This window comes from Ferrovibrio sp. (assembly GCF_035304305.1).
Taxonomy (GTDB): Bacteria; Pseudomonadota; Alphaproteobacteria; order Ferrovibrionales; family Ferrovibrionaceae; genus Ferrovibrio.
On sequence record NZ_DATGQG010000170.1, the window covers coordinates 1 to 21,100 of the forward strand.

General features: G+C 67.2%; 21 protein-coding genes and 2 pseudogenes. 8 read left to right on the forward strand and 15 right to left on the reverse strand.

Features of this window, described 5'->3' with window-relative positions:
* Together pepN and dnaE are read right to left on the reverse strand one after the other, a co-directional pair.
* Window positions 1-789, reverse strand: a pseudogene (pepN, locus tag VKZ87_RS18355) (aminopeptidase N); the annotation flags it as partial.
* A gap of 23 nt (window positions 790-812) precedes the next feature.
* Window positions 813-4,292, reverse strand: coding sequence for a DNA polymerase III subunit alpha (gene dnaE / locus VKZ87_RS18360; protein ID WP_324222726.1), 3,480 nt, complete (start codon window positions 4,290-4,292; stop codon window positions 813-815).
* Between the two features lie 582 nt (window positions 4,293-4,874).
* Here dnaE and VKZ87_RS18365 point away from each other — a divergent pair.
* Window positions 4,875-5,600: a 2OG-Fe(II) oxygenase gene (locus VKZ87_RS18365; RefSeq protein ID WP_324222727.1), complete on the forward strand. Its 726-nt coding sequence runs from the start codon at window positions 4,875-4,877 to the stop codon at window positions 5,598-5,600.
* Between the two features lie 45 nt (window positions 5,601-5,645).
* On the opposite strand, the gene VKZ87_RS18370 is transcribed toward VKZ87_RS18365, so the two are convergent.
* The 3 genes from VKZ87_RS18370 to tsaB all read right to left on the reverse strand — a co-directional run bounded on the left by VKZ87_RS18370 (window position 5,646) and on the right by tsaB (window position 8,339).
* Complete coding sequence (locus tag VKZ87_RS18370; RefSeq protein ID WP_324222728.1) at window positions 5,646-6,506, reverse strand: 1-acyl-sn-glycerol-3-phosphate acyltransferase; 861 nt, start codon at window positions 6,504-6,506, stop codon at window positions 5,646-5,648.
* Between the two features lie 55 nt (window positions 6,507-6,561).
* On the reverse strand, window positions 6,562-6,999 hold the full coding sequence (locus tag VKZ87_RS18375) for a Fur family transcriptional regulator (protein ID WP_324222729.1): 438 nt from the start codon (window positions 6,997-6,999) through the stop codon (window positions 6,562-6,564).
* A gap of 203 nt (window positions 7,000-7,202) precedes the next feature.
* Window positions 7,203-8,339 (reverse strand): tRNA (adenosine(37)-N6)-threonylcarbamoyltransferase complex dimerization subunit type 1 TsaB, encoded by a 1,137-nt coding sequence (gene tsaB, locus VKZ87_RS18380; protein WP_324222730.1) that lies wholly within the window; start codon window positions 8,337-8,339, stop codon window positions 7,203-7,205.
* A 53-nt stretch (window positions 8,340-8,392) separates the two neighbouring features.
* Here tsaB and ddpX point away from each other — a divergent pair, with 53 nt between their 5' ends.
* A complete protein-coding gene (ddpX, locus tag VKZ87_RS18385; protein ID WP_324222731.1) occupies window positions 8,393-8,956 on the forward strand; it encodes a D-alanyl-D-alanine dipeptidase in 564 nt (187 codons plus the stop codon).
* Window positions 8,957-8,969: 13 nt separating this feature from the next.
* Here ddpX and VKZ87_RS18390 read toward each other — a convergent pair whose 3' ends face one another.
* The 5 genes from VKZ87_RS18390 to sppA are packed head-to-tail and all read right to left on the reverse strand — an operon-like array spanning window position 8,970 to window position 12,733.
* On the reverse strand, window positions 8,970-10,106 hold the full coding sequence (locus VKZ87_RS18390) for an NAD(P)/FAD-dependent oxidoreductase (protein WP_324222732.1): 1,137 nt from the start codon (window positions 10,104-10,106) through the stop codon (window positions 8,970-8,972).
* The gene (locus tag VKZ87_RS18395; RefSeq protein WP_324222733.1) at window positions 10,103-11,074 is read right to left on the reverse strand and encodes an ornithine cyclodeaminase family protein; all 972 of its coding nucleotides are present in this window, start codon (window positions 11,072-11,074) and stop codon (window positions 10,103-10,105) included. Before VKZ87_RS18395 ends, VKZ87_RS18390 begins: the two co-directional genes overlap by 4 nt.
* Window positions 11,075-11,081: 7 nt before the next feature.
* Window positions 11,082-11,423: a LapA family protein gene (locus tag VKZ87_RS18400; protein ID WP_324222734.1), complete on the reverse strand. Its 342-nt coding sequence runs from the start codon at window positions 11,421-11,423 to the stop codon at window positions 11,082-11,084.
* 17 nt (window positions 11,424-11,440) lie between these two features.
* Entirely contained in the window at window positions 11,441-11,746 is a 306-nt protein-coding gene (ihfB, locus tag VKZ87_RS18405) for an integration host factor subunit beta (RefSeq protein ID WP_324222735.1), read from the reverse strand.
* Between the two features lie 57 nt (window positions 11,747-11,803).
* Complete coding sequence (gene sppA / locus VKZ87_RS18410; protein WP_324222736.1) at window positions 11,804-12,733, reverse strand: signal peptide peptidase SppA; 930 nt, start codon at window positions 12,731-12,733, stop codon at window positions 11,804-11,806.
* A 138-nt stretch (window positions 12,734-12,871) separates the two neighbouring features.
* Here sppA and VKZ87_RS18415 point away from each other — a divergent pair, with 138 nt between their 5' ends.
* The 3 genes from VKZ87_RS18415 to VKZ87_RS18425 are packed head-to-tail and all read left to right on the forward strand — an operon-like array spanning window position 12,872 to window position 15,142.
* Window positions 12,872-13,768: a DMT family transporter gene (locus tag VKZ87_RS18415; RefSeq protein ID WP_324222737.1), complete on the forward strand. Its 897-nt coding sequence runs from the start codon at window positions 12,872-12,874 to the stop codon at window positions 13,766-13,768.
* Between the two features lie 52 nt (window positions 13,769-13,820).
* Complete coding sequence (locus tag VKZ87_RS18420) at window positions 13,821-14,234, forward strand: hypothetical protein (protein ID WP_324222738.1); 414 nt, start codon at window positions 13,821-13,823, stop codon at window positions 14,232-14,234.
* The gene (locus VKZ87_RS18425) at window positions 14,231-15,142 is read left to right on the forward strand and encodes a sterol desaturase family protein (RefSeq protein WP_324222739.1); all 912 of its coding nucleotides are present in this window, start codon (window positions 14,231-14,233) and stop codon (window positions 15,140-15,142) included. The genes VKZ87_RS18420 and VKZ87_RS18425 overlap by 4 nt, the downstream gene beginning before the upstream one ends.
* Before the next feature lie 14 nt (window positions 15,143-15,156).
* On the opposite strand, the gene VKZ87_RS18430 is transcribed toward VKZ87_RS18425, so the two are convergent.
* The gene (locus VKZ87_RS18430; RefSeq protein ID WP_324222740.1) at window positions 15,157-15,741 is read right to left on the reverse strand and encodes a PAS domain-containing protein; all 585 of its coding nucleotides are present in this window, start codon (window positions 15,739-15,741) and stop codon (window positions 15,157-15,159) included.
* A gap of 322 nt (window positions 15,742-16,063) precedes the next feature.
* On the opposite strand from VKZ87_RS18430, the gene VKZ87_RS18435 reads away from it, so the two are divergent.
* Genes VKZ87_RS18435 through VKZ87_RS18445 form a run of 3 tightly spaced genes read left to right on the forward strand, consistent with a single transcriptional unit; the run spans window position 16,064 to window position 18,322 of the window.
* Window positions 16,064-16,642: an invasion associated locus B family protein gene (locus VKZ87_RS18435; RefSeq protein WP_324222741.1), complete on the forward strand. Its 579-nt coding sequence runs from the start codon at window positions 16,064-16,066 to the stop codon at window positions 16,640-16,642.
* On the forward strand, window positions 16,639-17,838 hold the full coding sequence (rlmN, locus tag VKZ87_RS18440; RefSeq protein WP_414655665.1) for a 23S rRNA (adenine(2503)-C(2))-methyltransferase RlmN: 1,200 nt from the start codon (window positions 16,639-16,641) through the stop codon (window positions 17,836-17,838). The genes VKZ87_RS18435 and rlmN overlap by 4 nt, the downstream gene beginning before the upstream one ends.
* A gap of 7 nt (window positions 17,839-17,845) precedes the next feature.
* The gene (locus tag VKZ87_RS18445) at window positions 17,846-18,322 is read left to right on the forward strand and encodes a hypothetical protein (RefSeq protein ID WP_324222742.1); all 477 of its coding nucleotides are present in this window, start codon (window positions 17,846-17,848) and stop codon (window positions 18,320-18,322) included.
* Between the two features lie 21 nt (window positions 18,323-18,343).
* Here VKZ87_RS18445 and cynS read toward each other — a convergent pair whose 3' ends face one another.
* The 4 genes and pseudogenes from cynS to VKZ87_RS18465 form a co-directional block, all read right to left on the reverse strand.
* Window positions 18,344-18,793: a cyanase gene (gene cynS / locus VKZ87_RS18450; protein WP_324222743.1), complete on the reverse strand. Its 450-nt coding sequence runs from the start codon at window positions 18,791-18,793 to the stop codon at window positions 18,344-18,346.
* A 31-nt stretch (window positions 18,794-18,824) separates the two neighbouring features.
* Window positions 18,825-19,745, reverse strand: coding sequence for an ABC transporter ATP-binding protein (locus VKZ87_RS18455; RefSeq protein ID WP_324222744.1), 921 nt, complete (start codon window positions 19,743-19,745; stop codon window positions 18,825-18,827).
* Window positions 19,746-19,755: 10 nt separating this feature from the next.
* A complete protein-coding gene (gene ntrB / locus VKZ87_RS18460) occupies window positions 19,756-20,595 on the reverse strand; it encodes a nitrate ABC transporter permease (protein ID WP_324222745.1) in 840 nt (279 codons plus the stop codon).
* 13 nt (window positions 20,596-20,608) lie between these two features.
* A pseudogene (locus tag VKZ87_RS18465) lies at window positions 20,609-21,100 on the reverse strand (nitrate ABC transporter substrate-binding protein); the annotation flags it as partial.

The window sequence follows — 21,100 nt, forward strand, 5'->3', positions numbered from 1 at the left end:
GCCCATGTTGAAGTCGCTGACGGCCACGATGTTGAACAGGTCGAGATCGTATTCCAGCCCGAAACGGGTTTCGTCCCAGCGCATGGCGCGCTTGAGCGAGTCCATCGCATAGGCCGTGCGGCCTTCCTTGCCATGCTCGACAAAGATGCGCAGCCGCACCTTGCGGCCGCTGCGGGTGGTGAAGCTGTCCTCATTGACCGCAAGGTCGCCGGCGACCAGCGCGAACAGGTAGCAGGGCTTCGGGAACGGATCGTCCCAGACAGCATAGTGCCGGCCGTCCGGCAACTCGCCCTGCTCCACCAGATTGCCGTTGGACAGCAGCACCGGATAGTTCCTGCGGTCGGCGCGGATCGTGGTGCGGTAGACCGCCATGACATCGGGGCGGTCGGGAAAATAGGTAATGCGCCGAAAGCCTTCCGCCTCGCACTGCGTGCAGAAAACGTTGTTGGAAATGTACAGGCCCGAGAGATGCGTGTTGGCCTTCGGGTTGATGCGCGTCCCGATCTCCAGCACGAAGGAGGCCGGCGGGTTCGGAACGGTCAGGTGCCGGTCGTCGACGCTGTACTCGCCCGCCCCGAGCGGGCGGCCATCGAGGGCGATCGACAGCAGCTCGAGATCCTCGCCGTCCAGCACCAGCGGCCGGCCCGGTTCGGCCGCCCGCATCTGCAGCCGCGATGTCACGACGGTCGCCTCCGGCCGGAGATCGAATTCCAGCGCAACCGTCTCGACCCTGTAGGCGGGCGGGCGGTAGTCCTCGCGGCGGATGGCGACGGGTGCTGACTGGTTCATGGCACTCGGATGATCCGGTTGACTCAGATGTCATAAACCTCCACCACGCCCGGAAGGGTCCGGATCTGGTGGCGGATAGTGGGATTGATGGCATAGCCCGACGGCAGCTTGATGTCGGCTTCCAGCCCGCCGGGCAGGCCGGGTTCTTCCAGCTTCAGGCCGAACATCACCTGCCCCTTGCCGCGGCCGCTCTTCTCCAGCAGGGCACGGATCCGCTCGAAGGGCTGGTCGTTCTCGATCACGATCTTGATGCCGGCGGCGGCCCGTGCCGCCACATCGTCCAGCTTCTCGATGCGCTGGGCCGTCAGGCGCGGCTGCTCGCCCTCCGCCTTCGCCGAGAGCGTCCAGACCACGTTGGTGCCGGCCTCCAGCAGGTCGCGGTGCTGGGCAAGGATTTCCGAGAACAGCATCACCTCGTACATGCCCGAGGAATCCGAGCAGTTCACGAAGGCGAAGCGGTTGCCGGTCTTCTGCGAGGTGCGCTCCTGCTTCGAGATGATGGTGCCGGCGATCTTGAAGATCTGCTCGCCGGAATGGAGCTGCTTGATCATGTCGCCGTAGCGCTTCACGCCGACGCGGTTGAGCGTGGCCTGGTAGGCATCCAGCGGATGGGCCGAGAGATAGAAGCCGATTGCCTCGAACTCGCGGGCGAGCTGGTCCATCGGGGTCCAGATTTCCGCCGCGGGCAGCTTGGGCAGCGCTTCCGATGACTTGCCCTCCGGGCCGCCGCCGAACAGCGAGACCTGGTTGCTGGCGCGCTCCTCCGCCTTGCTCTGCGCGTAACGGATGAGCGTCTCCAGCCCCGCCATCACCTGGGCGCGGTTCTTCTCCAGCGCATCGAAGGCGCCGGCCTTGGTGAGGTTCTCCAGCATGCGCTTGTTCAGCGCCGAGGGATCGACCCTGCCGGCGAAATCGAACAGCGACTGGAACGGGCCGCCGCGGTCGCGCTCGGCGACGATCTGGCTCATCGGCGCGGCGCCGACGTTGCGCACCGCAGCCAGCGCGTAGCGGATCGCGCCCTTGCCGTTTGCGTCGTATTCGACCGAGAACTCGACCTCGGATCTGTTCACGTCCGGCGGCAGCAGGGCGATATTCTGCCGCACGCATTCCTGACGGAAGACGTTCAGCTTGTCGGTATTTGAAATATCGAGCGTCATCGAGGCGGCTATGAACTCGACCGGATAGTTGGCCTTGAGATATGCAGTGTGCCAGGCGACCAGCGCATAGGCCGCCGCATGGCTCTTGTTGAAGCCGTAGCCGGCGAATTTCTCGACCAGCTCGAAGATCTCCGCTGCCTTCTTCGGGTCGACGCCCTTTTCCTTCGCGCCGGTGACGAAGCGCTCCTTCTGCGCATCCATCTCGGCCTTGATCTTCTTGCCCATGGCGCGGCGCAGGAGGTCCGCCTCGCCGAGCGAGTAGCCGGCCAGGATCTTGGCGATCTCCATCACCTGTTCCTGGTAGATGATGACGCCGTAGGTCTCCTCCAGCACCGGCTTCAGCCATTCGTGGAGATAGTCGGGCTTTTCCTTGCCGTGCTTGCGGGCGATGTAGCTCGGGATGTTCTCCATCGGGCCGGGACGGTACAGCGCCACCAGGGCGATGAGATCCTCGAAGGCGTCCGGCTTCATGTTGCGCAGCATGTCGCGCATGCCGCTGCCTTCAAACTGGAACACGCCGACCGCATCGCCGCGCCCGAGCAGGTCGAAGGTTGGCTGGTCCGCCAGCGGAATGCTGGCCAGATCGATCTGCACGCCGCGCTTGCGGATCAGCTCGACGGCCTTCTCCAGCATGTCCAGCGTCTTCAGGCCGAGGAAGTCGAACTTCACCAGGCCGGCCGCCTCGGCGTATTTCATCGAGAACTGCGTCGCCGGCATGGAAGCATGGGGATCGCGGTAGAGCGGCACCAGTTCCACCAGCGGCCGGTCGCCGATCACCACGCCCGCCGCGTGGGTGGAGGCGTTGCGGTACAGGCCTTCCAGCTTCAGCGCCACGTCCATCATGCGCGCCACCGCCTCGTCGCGGTCGCGCTCCTCTCTCAGGCGCACCTCGTCCTTGATCGCCTGGGCCAGCGTCACCGGATTGGCCGGGTTGTTCGGCACCAGCTTGCAGATGCGGTCGACCTGCCCGAGCGGCAGCTGCAGCACGCGGCCGACGTCGCGCAGGGCTGCGCGCGCCTGCAGTTTGCCAAAGGTGATGATCTGGGCGACGTTGGCGGCGCCGTATTTCCGCTGCACGTACTCGATCACCTCCTCGCGCCGCTCCTGGCAGAAGTCGACGTCGAAGTCGGGCATCGAGACGCGTTCCGGATTGAGGAAGCGTTCGAACAGCAGGCCAAAGCGCAGGGGGTCGAGATCGGTGATGGTCAGTGCCCAGGCGACCACCGAGCCGGCGCCCGAGCCACGGCCCGGCCCGACGGCGATGCCGTTGCGCTTGGACCACTGGATGAAGTCCGCCACAATCAGGAAGTAGCCGGGGAACTTCATCTTGATGATGGTCTCGCACTCGAATTCGAGACGGTCCCAGTAGGGCTTGGCCGCCTCGCCCTCGACGCCGATCTGCTTCAGGCGCTTCTCCAGCCCCTCGCGCGCCATGCGGCGCAGCACATCGGCCTCGCTCTCGCCGGTACCGTCGCCGAAATTGGGCAGGATCGGCTTGCGCTCTTCGGCCTTCACGGCGCAGCGCCTGGCGATCACCAGGGTGTTGTCGATCGCCTCGGGCAGGTCGGCGAAAAGGACCCGCATTTCCTCCGCCGACTTGAAGCGGTGCTCCGGCGTCACCCGGCGGCGGTTCTGCTCGCCGACATAGGTGCCCTCGGCGATGCAGAGCAGCGCGTCATGGGCCTCGTACATGCCCTCGTCGGGGAAATAGCAGTCGTTGGTGGCGACCAGCGGGATGTCGAGCGCATAGGCCAGGTCCAGCAGCCCCGGCTCGGTCTTCGCCTCGATCTGCCAGCCATGACGCTGCAGCTCGACATAGAGCCGGCCGGGGAAGATGCCCTGCAGCCGCTCGAGCTGCTCGCGGGCAGTGTCCATCTGCCCTTCCGAGATCAGCCGGGCGATCGGCCCCTGCGGGCCGCCGGTCAGGCAGAGCAGCCCGGCATGATGGGCCTCGAGGTCGGCCCACTGGATCTGCGGCGCCTCGCCCTGCGGCGGCTCGAGATAGGCCTTGGTGGAGAGCCGCATCAGATTGGCATAGCCGGTCTCGTCCTGGGCCAGCAGGACCAGCCGGTCGGGGTCGGGCTTGCGCAGGGTCTTGCCGAAGCCTCCCTGGCCGGTATCGGCCCGGCCGAGATTGATTTGGCAACCAATGATCGGCTGGATCCCCTTGCCCGCCATCTCCTTGGAGAATTCCAGCGCCCCGAACAGGTTGTTGGTGTCGGTGATCGCCACCGCCGGCATCCGGTATTTCACACAGAGCTCGGCGAGTTTGGGCACCCGGATGGCGCCCTCGGTCAGCGAATAGGCGGTGTGGACGCGGAGATGAACGAAGTCGGCCAGGCTCATCGGGATACTCTAGGCGGGGCGGCCCGGGTATTCGAGTCGCGTTCCGATTTTACGATAACGCGCCTAGCCTGCCGAAACCAGAACGCATGGCTGCCAAATCCAAGATCCTGCGTTACAAAACCGTGAGGATTCGCAATATCTTGTGGAAAACTTCTGATCCGGAAGGGCAGCTTCAGGAACAGCTGCGGACGAATCCCAGATGCTGGCGAACGAACCGGAAATCCGGCCTAGGCCTAGTGCCGGAGCCGCTATGCGAGGCCGGCAGACGCCTATCGATGCTTATTTGGCTTCGCCAAGGTCCGCCGCGGCCCACTGGAATCCACTGGAGTCCGCCAGGGCCCACTAGAGCCCGCTGGAGCCCGCTGGAGCCCGCTGGAGCCCGCTACGGCCCGGCGGCCTTCGCGCCGGCTTGAATTAACGAATGCCGCCACGGGAACAAAAGTAATACAAACGCGCCCGGAAGGCAAGCCCCCTGGCGATGTTTCGGACATCGGCCGGGGGGAGAAACCCGGACAGGCGAGGCCCGATGCGGACCGCAATTTCCGGGAGGCATCCGCCGTGACGGCTGGATATAGTCCCGGCATGAACGACCTGAGCCCCCTTTCCCTGTCCGACCGTATTGCCGCCCTCGACTGGTCCGCCATCAGGGCCGGCCTCGACGACCATGGCTGCGCCACCACCGGGCCGCTGCTCACCGCGGCCGACTGCGCCGCGCTGCGCGCCGTGTATGCCGAGGAGAACCGGTTCCGCAAGAAGGTGGTCATGGAGCGCCACGGCTATGGCCGCGGCGAATACCAGTATTTCAGCTATCCGCTGCCGCCGCTGGTGGCCGAGCTGCGCGGCGCGCTCTATCCGCCGCTGGCCGCCATCGCCAATCGCTGGAACGCGGCCATGGGCCTGCCCGTGCGCTACCCGGCGCGGCACGAGGATTATGCCGCCGCCTGCCATGCCGCCGGCCAGACGAAGCCGACGCCCCTGCTGCTGCGCTATCGCGCGGGCGACTACAACCGGCTGCACCAGGATCTGTACGGCGAACAGGTCTTCCCGCTGCAGGTCGCCTTCCTGCTCTCCGACCCGGCCACCGAATTCAGCGGTGGCGAATTCGTCATGACCGAGCAGCGCCCGCGGATGCAGTCGCGCCCCGAGGTGGTGCCGCTGCGCTCAGGCGAGGGCGTGATCTTTCCCGTGCATCACCGCCCGGTGAAGGGCGCGCGCGGCCATCACCGCGTGGTCATGCGCCACGGCGTGAGCCGCCTGCGCGAGGGGGAGCGGTTCACGCTGGGCATCATCTTCCACGACGCGAAGTAGGCCGTCAGCTCCCGTCGGGGCCGACGCCGATAGTGTGTGGTCCTGTCAGCCGGTGGCGCCGGCCTCGACGGCCGGGGCCGAGTCCTGCTGCGGTGGCGTGTGGCGCACCGGTTTCGGCGGGGTGCGGTGGCCTGCCGTGCGGCCGGCATTGATGTCGCTCAGGCCCTCGAGCACGCGCTGGTGACACCAGGCCGCCATGCCCTTGCGCGAGGCGAAATCCTCCATCGTCACCGGCTGGTGGAATTCCACCACCGCCTCGCTCGGCCCCGCTTTCAGGAAGCGCCACAGATGCGGCACCAGATCCTCGTCGCCCACCCAGGCGAAGATCGGCATCCAGCGCCGCCCGACCGGCATGTGATTGAGTCGCGCATAGCCGAGACTGACCGGCTGTACCGTCACCGGGCGGCCGTTCACCGGCTGCTCCGCCGCGGCGAAGAAGGCGGACTTGAAGCTCTGGATGCGCAGGCCGTCCGACGAGGTGCCTTCGGGAAACAGGATCAGGCTGTCGCCCTGCTCCAGCCGCTCGCGCATCTCGTCGCGATGCTCCGGCGTGCGGCGGCGCACGTCGCGGTCGACGAAGACCGTGCGCTGCAGCCGCGCCAGGGTGCCGAAGAACGGCCAGCCGGCGACTTCACGCTTGGCGATGAAGCTGGCCCGCGTCACCGCGGAGAGCACGACGATGTCGAGCCAGGAAATGTGGTTGCTGATGAACAGCACCGGCGGCGCGGCCGGCGCGCCGATCTGGCGCACCTTGATGCGCAGCAGCCAGGCGACGCTGCGATGGTAGAAATGCGGCAGCGAGCGGCGCAGCGGCGAGCGGATGCGGATCAGCAGCATCTGCACCGGGATCAGCAGCGCCGTCCACAGCAGGAAAACGGTAAGCGTGAAAATGGCGCGCGCGGTCATGACGCAGCTGCGCTCCGGTGAAGGCCACCGCCGTGCCGGTTGCGGCGCGGGGCGATCAACGTTTGCCCTTCTTGTCCTCTTCCGGCTCGTCGAGCGGCACGCCGAACAGTTCCAGACGGTGATCGACCAGGCGGTAGCCGAGCCGTTTGGCGATCTTCTCCTGCAGCTCTTCCAGCTCCGGATCGTGGAACTCGATGATCTTGCCGGTGCGCGTGTCGATCAGGTGATCGTGATGCGACTCCGGCATTTCCTCATAGCGTGCGCGCCCGTCGCCGAGATCGAGGCGGCTCAGGATGCCGTTCTCCTCGAACATCCGCACCGTGCGGTACACGGTCGCGATCGAGATGCGGGGATCGATGGCCGCGGACCGGTGATGCAGCTCCTCCACATCGGGATGGTCGTCGGACGCGCTGAGAACGCGGGCAATGACGCGCCGCTGATCGGTCATGCGCATCCCGAGTTGTTCGCAAAGCTGTTCGAGACGGCTGCTCATGCGCCAGAGCCTTCTTCCAATCCGCTTGATCGTTTCACCCGACAGGCGAGCTAACGCGTTTCGACTGCCGAAGCAAGTCTCTGCCCGGTGCATGCCTCCGCAAACACCGGTAGCCGCTGCGGAAACGGCTCTTGCCGGTGCCGATTCTCGCCATATGCGGCGCAGTTGCAAGCCATAAATGGCTGTGAAATGCGAAGCGATTCCTAAACCGTCGGCGTGGTGATGGCGGCCTGAAGAACCAGTGCATCCCGCGCCGCTTCGCCCTGGCCGTAATAGCCGGGCCGGCGGCCGACGGTGCTGAATCCGAAACCGGCATAGAGGGCCTGCGCCGCCCGGTTGTCGTCCGCGACTTCGAGGAAACAGCGCCGCACGCCGGCCTCTGCCAGCCGGGCGAAACCGTCCTGCAGCAGCGCCCGCGCCACGCCGAGGCGCTGCAGCCGCCGGCGCACCGCGATCGTGATGATTTCGGCCTCGTCGGCGGCGCGCCGCAGCAGCAGGAAACCGGCAGGCTGGTCGCCGCTGCGCGCCAGCAGCGCCATCGCGCCCGGCATGGCGAGCAGTTCGGCAAGCGCCTGCGCGCTCCAGACCTCGTCGAAGGCATCGGCGTGAATGGCGGCGAGCAGGGCGGCCGCCTCCACGCCGCAGGTCTCGATTTTCACCGCGAGCTGCGCCCGCGGCTGTTCGGCTTTCGGCAATGCCGCGTCGGGCGGCCGGATATAGAGCGGCGCGGGCGCGCGGGCCGGCGCCGGGCGCCGCATGGCCAGCCGCGCCACGATGACCGGATCGGGATCGGACGCGGCATCGGCAATCGCGAGATCGCTGCGGCCAGCCGCCTGCTGCAGCAGCGCCGCGCCACTGCCGACCAGGGTCAGAGGCCCGGCGGGCAGCTGCGCGGCGGCATCTCTGACAGGCAGCAATTGCGGCGGCTGCAGCGGATCGCCCGCGCCGTCCGGCGCCGCGGAAAAGGCCTGCAGATAGAGTTCGTCGCGGCGCGCATCGATGACGGCGACGGTGGCGATGCCCGGTCGCGCGGCGGCGAAAGCCAGCGCCTCGGTGGTGGTGATGCCCCAGACCGGGCGATCGAGCGCCAGGCCGAGGGCACGTGCCGTCGCCAGCGCGGTGCGGATGCCGGTGAAGGAACCCGGCCCGATGGTGGCCGCGATCCCGTCCAGATCGGCCAGCGCGATGCCCGCCGCCGCGCGCGCCTGCTCGACGATCGGCAGCAGCCGTTCGGCATTGCCCTTGCCGCCCGGCAGCACGATCCTGGCCAGCACGGCATCGTCCGCGACGATGGCGACCGAACAGGCATTCAGCGCGGTATCGATGGCAAGCAGCTTCACGGCAGCACCGCGCGATGATACGAGAGAGCGGATTGCTGTCCGGATCCGTACCGATGCCCCTGAACCCCCGCCTGGTCGAGATCGCGCCGCCGGATTTTCCGGTGCTGATCGATCTGCGCTACGCCACCGACGACAATCTTACCGGCGCGCCGATCTACCGCCGCGCCGCCTGCTTCCTGAACCGCGAGGCTGCCGACCTGCTGCGGCGCGCGATCGCGCTTGCCGCGCAGATGGACCTGCGGCTGAAAATCTTCGACGCCTTCCGGCCGACCGAGGCCGCCTGGGCTTTGTGGAATCATACGCCCGATCCGAATTTCCTCGCCGACCCGCGCAAGGGCTCGCCGCATTCGCGCGGCGCGGCGGTCGATGTGACGCTGGTCGACGCCGCCGGCGCCGAACTCGACATGGGCACCGGGTTTGACGCCTTCACGCCGCTCGCCTTCCACGGCACGCTGGACATCACGCCGCACCAGCAGAAGAACCGCGCCCTGCTGCTCGGCATCATGACCGCCGCCGGCTGGGACTTCTATCGCAATGAATGGTGGCATTACCAGTTGTTCCAGCCGCGCCGCTTTCCGCTCCTGTCGGACGCCGACGCCGGCACGGCGATGATGTAGGTCATCGACGCTCCTACGGCGCGCCGTCGCCGTCGACCATGCCGGCCAGCCAGCGGGCGGTTTCCGCGAAACCGGCCTTTTCCAGCAGCGCATCGGTGATCCGCTCGCCGATCACCGGGCCGAACTTGAAGCCGTGTCCCGAACTGCCGCAGAAGGCGAAGCCGCGCGCGCCGAGCTGGCGGAACTGGAAGCGCTCTTCGGCTTCCACGTCGTAGAAGCAGGTCTTGGCCTGGGTGACGCGATACTGTTCCAGATCGGCGATGCGATGGCGCGCATTCGCAAGGATCGCGTCGATCTCCTCCGGCTTCGGTTCGCGGTCGCTGCCCGGATCGGCCGTAGGGCCGAAACGGTGGTCGCCGATCTTCAGCCCCGTGCGCATGCCGTCACGCGTCACCCGCGGCGGCACCAGATAGAAGCCCTTCGTCTCGCCGATCTCCAGCAGCATCGGCGCGGCATGCCAGGCGGCATTCAGGTCGGCCGGCGGCTGCAGATAGACGATCACCTGCCGCGAGGACCGCGACACCGGCGCGAGATCGGGCAGCAGCTGCGCCGTCCAGGGACCGGCGCAAACCAGCACGCGGTCCGCGTCCATCTGCGATCCGTCGGCCAGCGTGACACGGCCCTGGTCCGCGTCGATGCCGGTGACCTTCGCCTCCGTCCGCAGGACCACGCCGCGCTCGCGCAGATGGGCGGCGAGCGACGACACGATCGCCTCGGCGAACAGCAGGCCGCCCGAGGGACAGTAAAAGGCGTCTTTCAGCCCATCGCCGCGCAGCATCGGCCAGCGGCCGGTGACCATGGCGTCATCGAAGGACAGATGCTCGACATCCTCCTCCCTGAGCATGGCGGCGCAGCTCGCCGCCCAGCCATCGCCCTCGCCGCTCAGCACCAGCGTGCCGGTCTCGGCATAGAGCGTCATCTTCAGGTCGCGCCACACGCGCTCCCAGGCGTGATAGGCGTCGCGCACCATGCGGGTATAGCCGCGCTGGGCGCCGTAGGGATAGCGGATCAGGCGATGCTGGTCGACGGAGGTGCCGAGCGGATTGGGCAGGGCGCCCTGCTCCAGCAGCGTGACTTCGGCGCCGGCACGGCGCAGGGCCCAGGCGGCCGACAATCCCATGATGCCGCCGCCGACGATCAGTGTCTTCATGATGCTACGCTTTCCGCCACCAGTTCGGCGGCGGCGAGGTCTTCCAGCGCCGAGCCGACCGACTTGAACAGGGTAATGCCCTTCGCATCCTGCCGCGCGAAGCCATCGCCGCGGCAGAGATCGAACAGGTCGCCGCGCACGGACTCCGCCGTGATCAGGCCGTGCTGCAGCGGCTGCACGATGTCGCCGGCTTCCCTGGTGGCGCCGGTGCGGGTATCGACGAAGAGGCCGCCGTCGGCGGCGGCGCGCTCCACCGCGGCATCGTCGGCCTCGCGCATCTCGGGCGTGAAACCGCCGACCAGATCGACATGGGTACCGGGCTTCAGCCAGTCGCCGCGCACCAGTGGCGTGCGGCTGAGCGTCGCGCAGGACACCGTGTCGGCCACGCGGAGCGAGGCCTCGAGATCCTCCACCACGGCGATGGAGGCGTTGAGGTCGGTGAGCTTTTCCGCCATCTGCCGCGCGCGGTCGCGGTTGCGGTTCCAGATCTCGATGCGGGTATAGCCGCGCACGGCGCAATGGGCGCGGACCAGATGCGGCGCCAGCGAGCCGGCGCCGATCATCAGCAGATGCCGCGCATCCCTGCGCGCGAGGTAATCCGCCGCCAGCGCCGAGGCGCAGGCGGTGCGGCGCAGGGTGAGCGCGACGCCGTCGATCACCGCCTTCGGCGCGCCGGTGCGCGCATCGAACAGCAGATAGGCGCCGATCACCGAGGGCAGGCCGTAGGTCGCATTGTCGGGATAGACGCTGACCGCCTTGATGCCGATATGCCGGCCGGGCTGCCATGCCGGCATCACCAGCAGGGTGCCGCCCGGACCGCCGGCGCCGATCCCCTCGGCCGGCGGATCGATGTGGAAATGGCTGCGCAGCGGCACCTCGCCGCCGATGCGGAAGGCCTCGCGCAGGCGCGGGATCAGCCGGCTGTAGTTCAGGGCGGCGTGAACCGCAGCGGCATCGATGACGCGCATGCCGGCCTCAGACGACCGGAGCGGCCGGCGGCGGCGCGTCGGTCTCCCCCGGCCGCGCCAGCGCGGTGCCGGGCTGCCGCTCGGGCGCCGGCTGGATATTCCGCGCGGCCGCCTCCCGGGCGGCCTTCGCCCGGCGCCGGGCAGAGGCCGCGGCATTCCACCGGTCGGCCAGCGCGCCGACCAGCAGGCCGGCGAAAAAGACGATGAAGACCAGCAGGTAAAGCGGCAGCGAGAGCGCGTAGGGCAGGACCGGATCGAGGTTCACCTCGACCGGCGCCCGATTGAGAATCGCGAAAACGATCAGGATTGCGAGCAGAAGAACGCCGAGCAGAACGCGCAGGAAGCGCATGACGGCGCCTCCTTCGCTTATTCGACTTCGGCGGTCTGCTTGGACGGCAGATTCAGCTTCTGGCGCAATTCCTTGCCCGTCTTGAAGAAGGGCACGAATTTCTCCGCCACTTCGACGGCGGCGCCGGTGCGCGGATTGCGGCCGGTGCGCGAGGGACGGCGCTTCACCGAAAATGCTCCGAAACCGCGCAATTCGACACGGTCGCCACGCGACAGGGCGTTGGCGATCTCGTCGAAGATCGTGCCGACGATGCGCTCGATATCGCGCTGGGTCAGATGCTGATTGCGTTCGGCCAGGCGATTGATGAGTTCGGACTTGATCATCGGTGCTTCCCTAGATAGCCCACGGGGGCAAAGCCGAGGCTTTCGCCTCCCGGTTGTCTACTCAGGGTGCCAAACCGAGACCAGCCCGTCAAGCTTAAGCCGTTCGGGCAAAAGGCTTTTTCCAAAGACCATCGAGGCCGCCCGGCCGGCCAGGGCCTCCCAGCCGTCGCGCGGCGGCTCAGGCGGGACGTCGCGAAGCGGCAGTTCGGAGGGGATTCCATGGCTCTGGGCGAGCCACCTGCGGGCCTCTTCAACCCCTCCGAGCGCATCGATCAGGCCATTCTCGGCCGCCAGCCGGCCGGAATAGACCCGCCCGTCGGCCAGCTCGGCCACCTTCTCGCGGGGCATCTGGCGGCGCTCGGCGACCAGGTTGACGAACCACTCATGGGTTTCCATGACCATGCGGCGGATCTGTTCGCGGCCCGCCGGGCTGAGCGGCTTGATCGGCGAGGGCTCGTCCTTGAGCTCGCCCGACGCGATGCTTTCGGCACCGATGCCAAGCTTGGCCAGCAACTGGGAGAATTCCGCGGTCTGGAACAGCACGCCGATGGAGCCGGTCAGCGAGGTTTCCCGGGCGAAGACCCGGTCGGCGGCGATGGCGGCCATGTAGCCGGCCGAGGCACCGAGCGTGCCGATCACCGCCACGGTCGGCTTCTTCTCGGCCACCCGGCGGAGCGCGGTGAACAGCGCCTCGCCGCCATAGGTCGAGCCACCGGGCGAGTTGATGTAGACGATCAGCGCCCTGGCGCGGTCGTCCTCCTCGATCTCCTGCAGCTTTTCCATCCACCAGTCGTTCTGGGTGATGATGCCCTCGATCTCGAAGCGGGCGACATGATCCTGCCGGCGCTGGATGACGTTGCCGGGATCGATCCAGTACAGCGCGCCCAGGAACAGGGCGACGACGGCAAGCACCGCCAGCGAGCGCCACCAGTTCAGGCGGCGCGCCAGGCGGCGGCGTTCCAGCCAGGCATCGGTATCGAAGGACATGGCGGTAACCTAAAGGCCGCCCCGGGGATTGCCAAGGGATGGAGGGTGACGTCCTGATTGCGATTGCCCGCATTGTCACGATTGCCGGGGCGCGCGGCACGGCGTAAGCAGCATGCCCCTTCCGCTCCCTGGATGACCATGCAGAAAACCCTGCTGCTCTACATCGCCATCGTGCTGATCTGGGGCGCCACCTGGCTGCCGGTGAAGCTGCAGCTCGGCCTGGTGCCGCCCTCGGTCTCGGTCGCCTACCGCTTCTGGCTGGCCGCCGGGCTGCTTCTGGCCTGGTGCCTGCTGCGCGGCCTGAACCTGCGCTTCTCGCCGCGCCAGCACGCCGCGATCGCCCTGATGGGCGTGACGCTGTTCTGCACCAACTTCGTCTTCATCTATCACGGCAGCCAGTATCTGCCGTCCGGCCTCGTCGCCATCGTCTTCTCGATGATCGTGCTGATGAACATGCTGAACGGCGCGCTCTTCTTCCGCCGGCCGATCGACCGCCGCGTCGCGGTCGGCGCCGTCTTCGGGCTGATCGGCATCAGCATCACCTTCTGGGACGACATCCTCGCCTTCGACGCCACCAGCGGCGCCAGCCTCGGCCTGCTGCTCTGCCTGATCGGCACCTATTCGGCCTCGGTCGGCAACATGCTCTCGGCGAAGAACCAGATGAGCGGCCTGCCGATTTTGCAGAGCAATGCCTGGGGCATGACTTACGGCGCGATGGCGATCAGCCTCTATGTGCTGCTGCGCGGCGAGCCCTGGCTGTTCGATCCCTCGCCCGTCTATGTCGGCTCGCTGCTGTATCTCGCCATGGTCGGCTCGATCCTCGGCTTCGGCACCTACCTGACCCTGCTCGGCCGCATCGGACCGGACCGCGCCGCCTATTCCTCCCTGCTGTATCCCATCGTGGCGCTCGGCATTTCCACCTTCGCCGAGGACTATCACTGGACGCCGCGGGTGGTGGCCGGCCTGGCGCTGATCCTGTTCGGCAACCTGCTGGTGCTGGTCCGCTGGCGATTGCCGCGACGGAAGGCGGCCTAGCCCTGCGGACGCGCCATCTGGACGACGCGGGGAAAGCGGGCATACTTCCCGCATGGACCTGCCGATCAATCCGGCCCTGCCGCTGGGCGGCATCGCGCTCATCCTGACGCTGGTCTGGCTCACCGGCGGCCGGCGCAGCCTGCGCATCGCCGCGACCGGCGAGGCGGCGGCGGCGCTCTGCGCGCCCGAAATCGGTTTCGATGCGCGCGAGATCGTCCTGTCGAAGGACGGTCAGGCGGCGCTGGCCCGCGATGGCGAGGGCCGCGTGGCGGTGGTCTTCGTCAGCGGATCGCATCTGGCCGCCCGGAAACTCGACGACATCGCAGCGGTCACGCTGCTGCCGCAGGGTGGCGGCGCCGTGCGGCTGGAGGTGAAGACGCGCGCCTTCACGCGTCCCGACTTCGCCCTGCTGCTGGATGCCTCCGATGCCGGGGTCTGGCAGCAATATCTGCGCGAGGCGGCATGATGGAGCTGCGGCTGCCCGATCCGGTCGTGATGGCGATTCCGGCCTTCATCGCGCTCGCGGTGCTGGAGGTGCTGGTCGCGCGCTGGCGCCGGCAGCCGGCTTACGAACTGCGCGACACCGCCGCCTCGCTGACCATGGGGCTGGTCAATCTGGTGCAGGGGATCCTGTTCGCCGGCGTCATCTGGTGGAGCCTGCAGGCGGTGTATGACTGGCGGCTGTTCGACCTGCCCGTCACGCCCTGGACCTGGCTCGCACTGCTGTTCGCGGAGGATTTCGTCTATTACTGGTTCCACCGCCTGAGCCACGAGCATCGCATCTGGTGGGCGGCCCATGTGAACCACCATTCCTCGCAGCATTACAATCTCTCGACCGCGTTGCGGCAGACCTGGACCGGCAATCTCGCGCTGACCTGGATGCTGTGGCTGCCGCTCGCGCTGGTCGGCTTCCCGCCGGCGCTGATCGTGTTTCAGAAGGGCGTCAGCCTCGTCTACCAGTTCTGGATCCATACCGAACAGGTGAAGCGCCTGCCGCGCTGGATCGAGGCGGTATTCAACACACCCTCGCATCACCGCGTGCATCACGCCACCAATCCGCGCTATCTCGATCGCAACTATGCCGGCATCTTCATCATCTGGGACAGGCTGTTCGGCAGCTTCGCCGCCGAGGACGATGCCGAACCCTGCCGCTACGGGATCGTGAAGAATCTCGGCAGCTTCAATCCGCTGCGCATCGCCTTCCATGAATGGGTCGAAATCGGCCGCGACCTGCGCCGCGCCCGCAGCCTGCGCGAGGCCTGCGGCTATGTCTTCGGCCCGCCGGGCTGGAAGCCGGACGGACAGGGTACGACCTCGGACGAGCTGCGCCGCGCCTGGCAGTCGGCGCAGCAGCAGGCCGCGCCGGCGGAATAGATACGGACGGAAGCTTACGGCGATTCCAGCAGGCCGCGGAAGGTCGCCTGCAGCACGCCTTTCTCCATTGCTTCCACAGTCAGCAGGCGCTGGCGCGGCATCGCGGGCTGGCGTGGCGCATCCGACTCCGGCTCGGTCGACCAGCTCTGGGCCGCCAGCACGAAGGCGACGCGGCCCGTCAGGTCATCCCCCGTCACCGGCAGCAGCAGACGGCGCACCCGGCCGGCTCCCTCCTCGGGCCAGACGCGGGTGCTTTCGGCGTAGAGCGGCCGGGCCTCCCCGATCACCGTCGCATACAGCCCCTCGATATATTCGCGGTAGGCGCCCTCGAGGATCTCGGCGCTGGTCTTGCCGGTGTGATCGCGGCCCGCGCGCATCACCAGTTCCGTCCCGAGCAGGCGGTAGCGGATCGTCGTGCCCTCGCCGGTGGCCTCGGCCAGCGACAGATGCGGCAGCAGGCGGCGGGGCATGTCGAGCGGATCGATCTCGCGGCGGCGCGGCAGGCGCTCGCCGCCGCGTTTTGCCGACCAGTAGGCGGCCAGGTTCAGCAGGATGCGGTCGTCGGCAAAGGGGAGCGACTGGAGGGCTTTGGGGGACAAATGTGGGACCGGAGGTATCGGGCAAACGAATCAGGTGACGGAACAATCAGGTATTCTGGCTTTCTAATCAATTGCTTACAACTAGGCGGGGAATGGAGGCGCGACGAAACAACGCAGCCGAGTCGTTATTCCTGCGGCCGTCGCGCAAATCGCGATGCAGGGGCGGCGACGCGCGCGGCAGGCCGGCGGCGGACGCCATGCGCGACGGCCTGCGAAGGATCCGGCCGGCAGAATTTCGCGGAATCCGGAGCGCTTCCGCAGCGGCAGCGCCGGCGCGGAATCCGGGGTGGAAATCGGCGGTTCGCGCGGCTATGTTCCGGCCATGACCCACAACATGGCCTTCAAAACGACAGCCCTGCTGCTGGCTTCACTCTTCCTGTCCGTTGCGACGGGCGGCGATGTCATGGCGCAGGACAAGTCGAAGCAGTCGACCGCCGCCAAGACCGAGACCCGGCGGATCGGCAAGTTCCAGAACTGGGATGCCTACGAGCATACCGACAAGGGCAACAAGCTCTGCTACCTGCATGCCCAGCCGGAGAAGAAGGAGCCGGCCGGCGCCAAGCGCGGCGAGATCTACATCCTCGTCACCCACAAGCCGAAGGAAAAGATCCGCAACGAGGTCAGCATCTATTTCGGCTATCCGCTGAAGGAAGGCCTGCCGGCGATGGCCACGATCGGCGGCACCAGCATCGAGATGTTCACCCATGAGGAGGCCGCCTGGGCGGCCGATGCCGCCACCGACCAGAAGCTGGTCGAGGCCCTGCGCAAGGGCGCCAAGCTGGTGGTGAAGGGCGAATCCACCCGCGGCACCAAGACCACGGATACCTACGATCTGAGCGGCTTCACGGCGGCCCTGCAGGCGATCGACAAGGCCTGCGGCATGTCCGGAGCCACGTCGTGACCTCCGTCGCCGCCATCGTACCCGACGTGACGGCCCGTACCCGCAGCCTGCCGGCTGCCGCCGACGGCCGCACCGAGCTGGTCGGCCTGACCCGGGCCGAACTGGCCGCCGCGCTGGTCGAATCCGGCCTGGTGCCGGAAAAGGCCGCGAAGATGCGGGCCAACCAGCTCTGGCACTGGATCTACTACCGCGGCAGCCGGGATTTCGCCGCGATGACGACGCTGGCGAAGGACCTGCGCGAGAAGCTGGGCGAACGGTTCAGCATCGGCCGGCCCACCGCCAGCCGCGACCTGCAGAGCACCGACGGCACGCGCAAATGGCTGCTGAGATTCGCCGACGGCGAAGAGGCCGAATGCGTGCATATCCCCGAAGAGGACCGCGGCGCGCTCTGCGTCTCCTCCCAGGTCGGCTGCACGCTGACCTGCAAATTCTGCCATACCGGCACGATGAAGCTGGTGCGCAACCTGACCGCCGGCGAGATCGTCGGCCAGGTGATGCTGGCGCGCGATCATCTGAACGAATGGCCCTCGCCGCCGGAAGGCCGCATGCTGTCCAACATCGTCATGATGGGCATGGGCGAGCCGCTGTACAACTTCGATGCCGTTTCCCAGGCGCTGAAGATCGCGATGGACAACGAGGGCATCGCGATTTCCAAGCGCCGCATCACGCTCAGCACCGCCGGCGTGGTGCCGATGATCAGACGCTGCGGCGAGGAGCTCGGCGTCAATCTTGCCATCAGCCTGCATGCCGTACGCGACGACATCCGCGACGTGATCGTGCCGATCAACAAGAAGTATCCGATCAGGGAACTGCTGCAGGCCTGCGCCGAGTATCCGGGGCTGAGCAATGCGCGCCGCATTACCTTCGAATACGTGATGCTGAAGGGTGTCAATGACAGCCCGGCGGATGCGAAGGAGCTGGTGCGGCTGCTGAAGGGCATTCCGGCCAAGGTGAACCTGATTCCGTTCAACGCCTGGCCCGGCGCGCCCTATGAATGCTCCAGCGACGAGGCGATCCGCAAGTTCAGCGACATCGTCTTCAATGCCGGCTATTCCTCGCCGGTGCGCACGCCGCGCGGCCGCGACATCATGGCGGCCTGCGGCCAGCTGAAATCGGCCAGCGTCAAGCGCAGCAAGGCCGAGATCCTGCGCGAGCAGGCGGCCAAGGAAGCCGCCGCCGCGGCGCTGTCGGCCTGACCAGACGATGCAGCGGCGCCTGGCGATCCTTCTCGCAGCGCTGGCAGGTTTCGCGCTGCCGGCGGCCGCGCAGTCGAGCTTCCCCGGCATGGAAGCCGCACCGCCGCCGGCAGAGCCGCAGAGCACCATGACGGCCGCCCCGGCCGCGCCGCTGCCGCCCATCGACGACCGCGTTGCCTTCAATCATCCCGAACGCTGGATCATCCGCCACTATTTCGCGCGGGTCCGCGAGGATCAGCTGCGCGCCAGCCGCAGCAAGGTCTACGAGCGCGCGCTTCCCGCCGGGCTGACCGAGCCACCGGCCAAAGGCGATATCCTGCCGGCTTCCGTCATAGCCGACATGCGCCCCCTGCCCGGCCCGCTGGTCCGCGAATTGCCGCCGGCACGGCCCGACACGCTGCGCCGCATCGCCGGGAAGAACGTGCTGATGCTGCGCGCCTCCACCGGCGAAGTGCTGGACCTTCTGGACAACGTCGTCTTCTGACCGCTGCGGCAGACGGCCGGTTCAGTAGCGCTTGTAGTCCAGGAACTTGCCCGTCATCACGATCTTCACGCGATCGCCCTTCGGATCGGGCTGGCGCTCCATCGTCATGTTGAAATCGATGGCCGACATGATGCCGTCGCCGAACTCCTCCTGGATCAGCTCCTTCCAGGTCGTGCCGTAGACCTGCACCAGTTCGTAGAAGCGGTAAATCAGCGGATCGGTCGGCGGGCCCGGCGGCAGCGAGCCGCGATAGGGCGCTTCGGCCAGCAGCTTCTCTTCCATCTTGCCGAAACCGAACAGCTTGGCGGCCTTCGCCGCCTGCGCCGGCTCCAGCTTCATCTGGCCGAGCAGCCCGGCAGTGAGAAAAACCGGCGACTGCTTGGGATCGATCTTCTTGCAGATCTCCTTCCAGCTCCAGCCCTTCATGCGTTTCACGTCGAGGACCTTTTCGGTCACGTCACTGCGCTTCACGTTTTCCTCCGTTGTGTGGCGAGTGGATCGGTCAGCTGGCCGCGGCGGCGAAGGGGCGCGACCGCGGCGCGGGCGTGGTCGCCGCGCCGATGACGGCGGCGGGTGCGGGGCCTGTCTTTTCCGGCCCGGCATAGACATGCGGCGGCCTGCGCGCGTCCCAGCCCGGCGGCGGGGCGAAATCCTTCGAGCGGCGCACCAGGAAATCGAGCAGGTGATTGCGGATCGGGTAGTAGTCCGCCTGCTGGTGCAGCGTTTCGCGGGTGCGCTCTTTCGGCAGGGTATTGACCAGGATCTCGGCGATCCGCGCGCCCGGCCCGTTGGTCATCAGCACGATGCGGTCGGCCAGCAGGATCGCCTCGTCGACGTCATGGGTGATCATGAAGACGGTGAGACTGGTGGCGGCGCGCAGGCGCAGCACCTCGTCCTGCAGAGTGCCGCGGGTCAGCGCGTCCAGCGCCGAAAACGGCTCGTCCATCAGCAGCGTCTTGGGTTCGATGCTCAGCGCGCGGGCAATGCCGACGCGCTGCTTCATGCCGCCCGAGAGCTGCGCCGGGCGCTTCTTCTCGGCGCCGGCGAGTCCCACCATGGCGATGTATTTCCGCGCATGCTCGATAGCCTCCGCCCTGCTCCAGGACGGCCAGCGCGACTGCACGGCAAACAGCACGTTGTCGAGCACGCTCATCCAGGGCATCAGCGCATGGCCCTGGAAGACCACGGCGCGATCGAGGCTCGGACCCTCGACGGCCTTGCCGTCGAAGATGATGGCGCCCTCGCTCGGCCGGTCGAGGCCGGCAAGGATGTTGAGCACCGTCGTCTTGCCGCAGCCGGAATGGCCGATGATGCAGACGAACTCGCCCTTCTCGACGCTGAACCACAGATCCTCGAAGACGGCCTTCTCGGTACCGGGAAACTGCCGCTTCAGGGCTTCGACGGAAATGAAATGACGACTCATGTCTTCTGCCTCACTCCGGATAGGTGACGAGACGGGTGAGGAAGCCGAGCATCTGGTCGAGCAGCATGCCGATCACGCCGATGAACAGGATGGCGTTGATCACATTGGCGATGGAGAGGTTGTTCCACTCGTTCCACACGAAATAGCCGATGCCGGTGCCGCCCACGAGCATCTCGGCCGCAACGATCACCAGCCAGGCGATCGAGACCGAGATGCGCATGCCGGTGAGGATCGTTGGTGCGGCGGCCGGCAGGATGACGCGGAAGATCTTGCGGAAGGTGCCGACCTCAAGCGTCTGCGCGACGCTGAGCCATTCCTTCCGCACGCTGGCCACGGCGAAGGCGGTATTCACCAGCATCGGCCAGATCGAGCAGATGAAGATGACAAAGACCGCACTGATGTTGCTGTCCTTGATCGTGTAGAGCGCCAGCGGCATCCACGCCAACGGAGAGACGGGCCGCATCACCTGGATGAACGGGTCGAGCGCCTTGCGGAACAGCGGCGACAGGCCGATCAGGAAGCCGAGCGGCACGGCGACGACCACCGCCAGCCCGAAGCCGATGAAGACGCGCAGGATCGAATAGGCGAGCTGCGTGCCGATGCCCTGGTCGTTCGGCCCCTTGTAGTAGAAGGGATCGGTGATATGGCCCCAGAGAATGCGGCCGACATCGAGCGGGCCCGGCATGGCGGACTTGCCCGTCACCGCCGTCTGGCCCATCAGCTTGGCATATTCCGGATCGATGTCCTGGGCGGCGCCGCCTCCCATCGTGCCGAGCTGCCAGGCCACCAGGAAAGCGGCCAGCAGCGCGACCGACAGGATCGCGGCGCGCAGGCGAAACGACAGCTGCATCCTGCTGCCCCGTTCAGACGCGCTTGATCTGGAAGGAGCTGACGTATTCCTCCGGCTTCATCGGATCGAAGGTCTTGCCCATCACCTTCACCGGCGCGTATGTGGCGGACGGCGGGGTCAGGCCGACCTCCTTCATCAGCTTCGCGGCGTCGGTGGCGAGGAAAACCTGCTCGGCCACCTGCCTGTAGTCGACGTCGCCCTTGAGCTGGCCCCAGCGCTTCATCTGAGTCAGGATCCAGACGGCGAAGCTGTGCCAGGGGAAGGGCGCGAAATCGATGCGGTCGGGCACCTTCTGCACCTTGCCGAGGCCGTCGGCGAAGGTGCCGGTCAGCACCTGCTCCACCACCGTCACCGGCTGGTTGAGATAGTTGGCGGGCGCGATGGCCTCGGCGATCTGCTTGCGGTTCTCCGGCTTGGTGGCGAACGCCGTGGCGTCGATGATGGCCTTGAGCAGGGCGGCGTAGGTGTTGGGCAGCCCCGTGACGAACTCCTGCGAGGCCGCGAA

Bases quoted from the DNA above. Each gene is read 5' to 3' on its own strand.
- dnaE (WP_324222726.1), bottom strand. From the start codon at position 4,292: ATGAGCCTGGCCGACTTCGTTCATCTCCGCGTCCACACCGCCTATTCG.
- VKZ87_RS18365 (WP_324222727.1), top strand. From the start codon at position 4,875: ATGAACGACCTGAGCCCCCTTTCCCTGTCCGACCGTATTGCCGCCCTC.
- VKZ87_RS18370 (WP_324222728.1), bottom strand. From the start codon at position 6,506: ATGACCGCGCGCGCCATTTTCACGCTTACCGTTTTCCTGCTGTGGACG.
- VKZ87_RS18375 (WP_324222729.1), bottom strand. From the start codon at position 6,999: ATGAGCAGCCGTCTCGAACAGCTTTGCGAACAACTCGGGATGCGCATG.
- ddpX (WP_324222731.1), top strand. From the start codon at position 8,393: ATGCCCCTGAACCCCCGCCTGGTCGAGATCGCGCCGCCGGATTTTCCG.
- VKZ87_RS18390 (WP_324222732.1), bottom strand. From the start codon at position 10,106: ATGAAGACACTGATCGTCGGCGGCGGCATCATGGGATTGTCGGCCGCC.
- VKZ87_RS18395 (WP_324222733.1), bottom strand. From the start codon at position 11,074: ATGCGCGTCATCGATGCCGCTGCGGTTCACGCCGCCCTGAACTACAGC.
- VKZ87_RS18400 (WP_324222734.1), bottom strand. From the start codon at position 11,423: ATGCGCTTCCTGCGCGTTCTGCTCGGCGTTCTTCTGCTCGCAATCCTG.
- ihfB (WP_324222735.1), bottom strand. From the start codon at position 11,746: ATGATCAAGTCCGAACTCATCAATCGCCTGGCCGAACGCAATCAGCAT.
- sppA (WP_324222736.1), bottom strand. From the start codon at position 12,733: ATGTCCTTCGATACCGATGCCTGGCTGGAACGCCGCCGCCTGGCGCGC.
- VKZ87_RS18415 (WP_324222737.1), top strand. From the start codon at position 12,872: ATGCAGAAAACCCTGCTGCTCTACATCGCCATCGTGCTGATCTGGGGC.
- VKZ87_RS18420 (WP_324222738.1), top strand. From the start codon at position 13,821: ATGGACCTGCCGATCAATCCGGCCCTGCCGCTGGGCGGCATCGCGCTC.
- VKZ87_RS18425 (WP_324222739.1), top strand. From the start codon at position 14,231: ATGATGGAGCTGCGGCTGCCCGATCCGGTCGTGATGGCGATTCCGGCC.
- VKZ87_RS18435 (WP_324222741.1), top strand. From the start codon at position 16,064: ATGACCCACAACATGGCCTTCAAAACGACAGCCCTGCTGCTGGCTTCA.
- VKZ87_RS18445 (WP_324222742.1), top strand. From the start codon at position 17,846: ATGCAGCGGCGCCTGGCGATCCTTCTCGCAGCGCTGGCAGGTTTCGCG.
- VKZ87_RS18455 (WP_324222744.1), bottom strand. From the start codon at position 19,745: ATGAGTCGTCATTTCATTTCCGTCGAAGCCCTGAAGCGGCAGTTTCCC.
- ntrB (WP_324222745.1), bottom strand. From the start codon at position 20,595: ATGCAGCTGTCGTTTCGCCTGCGCGCCGCGATCCTGTCGGTCGCGCTG.